This window comes from Paraburkholderia sp. EG304 (assembly GCF_046543485.1).
GTDB classification, from domain to species: Bacteria; Pseudomonadota; Gammaproteobacteria; order Burkholderiales; family Burkholderiaceae; genus Paraburkholderia; species Paraburkholderia youngii.
Map to the genome: position 1 here is coordinate 1 of NZ_JBKGUA010000156.1, position 3,655 is coordinate 3,655.

The window sequence follows — 3,655 nt, forward strand, 5'->3', positions numbered from 1 at the left end:
GCGCCTCAAAGCTACGATCGCGGATTTCCCCGAGGCGGTAGAAGAACACCGAGCGCGCAAGCGCATTGCGGGCCTCGCCCTTGTTCAAGCCGGCATGAACGCGTCGGCGCAGCTCGACGTTCTGAAGGGTTCTGTTGCAGTAAGGCCCACGTTAAAATTGGGTAGCAAATTTTTGAGCTGTGCGATGAAGAAGACGAAGACACCGCGAACCACACTCGCGCCGGGCCTGGCCAAGGTCCTGAAGCGCCTTCACTACCCGCTTGAAGTGATTTTGCTGTGCGTGCGATGGTACGTGGCCTATTCGCTGAGTTTGCGCAATCTTGCGGAAATGATGGACGAGCGTGGTATCGCGGTGGATCATTCGACGGTGTACCGCTGGGTCATCAAGCTGCTGCCGCTCTTCGAAAGGCGCTTCCGCAAGCACAAGCGTCCGGTTGGGAAAAGCTGGCGAATGGACGAGAGCTATATCAAGATCAAAGGCGAGTGGAAATATCTTTACCGGGCAGTGGACAAGGCGGGCGACACGGTCGAATTCCTGCTCAGGGCCAGGCGGGACAAGGTCGCTGCCCGGCGGTTCTTTGAAAAGGCGATCGCCCATAATGGTACGCCAGAGACCGTGACCATCGACAAAAGCGGCTCCAATCTGGCCGCACTGGATGCGGTGAATGCCGATCGCGAGACGCCGATCAAGGTCCGTCAGATCAAGTACCTGAACAACATTGTCGAACAGGACCATCGGGCTATCAAACGCCGGCCCCGGCCGATGCAGGGATTCAAGAACTTCCACCGTGCGAGGGTCATTCTCGGCGGCATCGAGGTAATGCACATGATCAGGAAAGGACAGATGAAATGTGCCGGCAAAGACCCGTCGTCTGCTTCCCAGCAGTTTTACTCCCTTGTGTCATAAGCAATACTTATCATATCGACATTTCTCGTCCCGACACCCTTACTGCAACAGAACCGCAGCACGCGCAACCGGCCCCCCTTCTGTAGCGTCATACGCAACGGTGATGCGTAGGAAGTAAGGCTCACCGTCTTCGAGGTCCTGAAAGCGCACTGTGTCGAGGTCGAAGAAAACGCCCACCAGATGGGCGTTGTATGGCTCGAGGAGCTTGCCGGTCAGTTGCTCAACCGTCTTGCCCTTATGTTTTCGGCGAAGGCGATTCTCGAACGCATTCGGGAAAGCCGGACGACCATACCGCGCGGCCAGCCATTGCTTGAGTGCCCTCTTCTCATCGGCATTCAGTGTGACTGACGCATCCGGATTGGCAGCGATCGCATCGAACATCGCCGTACCGACCACGCTTCGGGCATCGTGACGCAGTTCAAGCGCGAGCGTCTGCCCTTCCCCCGTGGTGTAGGAGAGATGAAGCCGGCGTACGTTTCGGGCACGAGTGAACGTTGGCTCCGCCGTCGCAACGATGTCCGCGACGATGCACTCGACAAAGGGCTCCCTGTCGTTGGCGAGATCGCAGTCGTGCGAGATGACAACGACGCGATGTTGACCGCCGTCATCAAAGACGAGTCCGAGGTTCGACGCATGAGCGTCAACGATGAGACTGCCTTGCCGCCAAGCACTGTCACGTCCCGGCATCCCGCCCCCTCAGCGATCCTCGGCAGCACCTGGAATCGAAACATCCGATTGCCAGTCTGCTGTGGCTGGAGCCGCGGTATTCGAAAGACCTGAGAGTGCATAGGATCGCTCCATTGCCCGAGCCTCTTCAATCAAAGTCTGCACGGCCGCCGAACTGTCCTCCCCGGCCTCCAGGATGTCGAACAGGGAGCGATCTTCAAACGCTTTCATTTTCAGGAGACTCGACGCGCGCGCGACTCCTGCCGCCTTGAACGCGTCAGCGATCTGACTCAACGTCCTGATGCGCGCGAGCCTGTCCGCGTCCGGCATCGACTCTTCGGACAGCCACTTGTAGATCGCCTGGCGCGACACGTCGAAGAGAACCGCAAGATCGCCAATAGCGGGATTCAGCACTGCGCGGACATTTTCCAGATGTTCCTTCGCCGTCCGGATATCCGCGCGCGGGCGCCTGCGCGGCGACCGCGCCGCCGTGTCATCGCTGACAAAGAGTCCTGATCGAGGTGAAAGGTACCCGCTCCAACGGTCTACGTTCTCAAGCGGATATGCAGACCCCGTCCCAATGAACGGCCGCAACATCACCGGGTAATGCTTCGCAGCGCCAAACGCAGGCAATGATGATTGCATATGTCCGTCTCCTGATTAGTTTTTTACGACCAAGCCTTTAGGGCATGAGGCGTAACGATCGCCTCAAACGCCCGGCGGATATCTCGGTGTAATGCCTCGAGCTGGCTCGCGAGCGACGCGAAGTCAAGCGGAAATCGCCCCTGAACGAAATGGTCCGTGTCGATGACCGCATGACGCTGCGGCTCCTGCTTCGCGAACCGGTCTTTAATCACGAGTCCGTGCGGTGCTACGTCCGGCGGAAATCCAAGCGGAGCCACGGCGCGATGCACCCTCGCCACAAGGATGCCCCGGTCAGCCAAAACCCCCGGCTGCGTCTCGAATACCTGCTCGCTCGATGCCGATTGCTCGACCGCACCAAACTGGACGCCGCGCAGGCCGCCAGCAAGATACTGATCGACCGTCTCTGCCTCGCGCGGCTGCACAGCATCTAGGTACCGCAGACCTAGGCGACTCACATGATCAAGGCCCACAACCTTGTGAACGTGTTCAAGCCCGCGCAATCCGGTTGGCAAAAACTGTCGGCGCGTGTCGTAGCGGGTAGTATGAAAGGCGATGAACGTCGGGCTGAGCACGAAACTGGACGTACGGTCTGCCGTAGTCATCCGCCAGACCTTCAGGATCCCGACTTTGGGGACAGGCGGTGCGTCATTAGCTTCGAAGACGAACTCCAGTTGCGGCATCGCCTGCTCTTCGAAGAGCGTATACCCGTCGCGGCGCAGCAGATCCTGCACTTCCCCAGCGTATTTTTCCATCGCCGGGATCGGGTTGAACTGCGCCTGCAGCAAGGCATAGTAGACCGGCGCATTGGCCATTCGTCCATTCATGATCAGCGGGCGCGAAAACGTGAGGTTGACATTTCAGTTGTCAGTTTACACTGTAGTTGACACACTCACAAGGAGAACTGCTCAGAACCGGCCCGCGGCCTGCCGTCGCGGGGAGCGACATGTCGCTGGACACCCGACGTGGCGTGGGAACGAGCGCACGCGGACCATGAACCGGGCCTTATATCCTCCACCGCTCACACCAGCGTATAGAGACCGGCCGCCGAATCAAAAACGGTGGCGTCGCTTCCCCGGCTCCGCCGCCGTGTTACGTCGATTGGGCTTTGTCCGGATGGGGGTATCGCAAAGATGCTGCGGGTTGTGTAAAAGCGCAACAACATCATGAAGCCAGCATTGAATAATGCCATATAAAGCCAGACTAAAGACGGGTGAAGCGCGCAAGCGCAAGAAGCCGGGGTACCGGGTAAGGATTTCCTGATGCGAAAATCAGGATGCCGCGCCTCGTTTTTCCAGCTTTCGCTGAATGTTACAGGGATTCTGGTCGCTGACTATGAGTCGTCGAAGCGCAATTGGAAAACCGGTGCATCATGATCGCCTATCTGTCGGAGCGGGAGAACGCCGTCGAGGAAATTAATTCGGTCTGTCTACGACTGTT

At 58.4% G+C, this 3,655-nt stretch carries 4 protein-coding genes and 1 pseudogene; 1 reads left to right on the forward strand and 4 read right to left on the reverse strand.

The features are described 5' to 3' along the window. Positions 1–127, reverse strand: a pseudogene (locus ACLFKU_RS42710) (Tn3 family transposase); the annotation flags it as partial. Between the two features lie 57 nt (positions 128–184). Between ACLFKU_RS42710 and ACLFKU_RS42715 the strand changes: the two are divergent. Then, positions 185–907 carry an IS6 family transposase gene (locus ACLFKU_RS42715; protein WP_410853257.1) on the forward strand — a complete coding sequence of 241 codons (723 nt, stop codon included), beginning with the start codon at positions 185–187 and terminating at the stop codon, positions 905–907. 39 nt (positions 908–946) lie between these two features. On the opposite strand, the gene ACLFKU_RS42720 is transcribed toward ACLFKU_RS42715, so the two are convergent. Genes ACLFKU_RS42720 through ACLFKU_RS42730 form a run of 3 tightly spaced genes read right to left on the reverse strand, consistent with a single transcriptional unit; the run spans position 947 to position 3,030 of the window. Next, on the reverse strand, positions 947–1,594 hold the full coding sequence (locus ACLFKU_RS42720) for a hypothetical protein (RefSeq protein ID WP_410853255.1): 648 nt from the start codon (positions 1,592–1,594) through the stop codon (positions 947–949). A 9-nt stretch (positions 1,595–1,603) separates the two neighbouring features. Further along, positions 1,604–2,218 (reverse strand): helix-turn-helix domain-containing protein, encoded by a 615-nt coding sequence (locus ACLFKU_RS42725; protein WP_184228867.1) that lies wholly within the window; start codon positions 2,216–2,218, stop codon positions 1,604–1,606. A 23-nt stretch (positions 2,219–2,241) separates the two neighbouring features. After that, on the reverse strand, positions 2,242–3,030 hold the full coding sequence (locus ACLFKU_RS42730; RefSeq protein ID WP_410853256.1) for a TIGR04255 family protein: 789 nt from the start codon (positions 3,028–3,030) through the stop codon (positions 2,242–2,244). Positions 3,031–3,655: the final 625 nt, after the last annotated feature.

What these genes read in the sequence shown, in the direction of transcription:
- ACLFKU_RS42725 (WP_184228867.1), bottom strand. Translation starts at nt 2,218, where the DNA reads ATGCAATCATCATTGCCTGCGTTTGGCGCTGCGAAGCATTACCCGGTG.
- ACLFKU_RS42715 (WP_410853257.1), top strand. Translation starts at nt 185, where the DNA reads ATGAAGAAGACGAAGACACCGCGAACCACACTCGCGCCGGGCCTGGCC.
- ACLFKU_RS42730 (WP_410853256.1), bottom strand. Translation starts at nt 3,030, where the DNA reads ATGGCCAATGCGCCGGTCTACTATGCCTTGCTGCAGGCGCAGTTCAAC.
- ACLFKU_RS42720 (WP_410853255.1), bottom strand. Translation starts at nt 1,594, where the DNA reads ATGCCGGGACGTGACAGTGCTTGGCGGCAAGGCAGTCTCATCGTTGAC.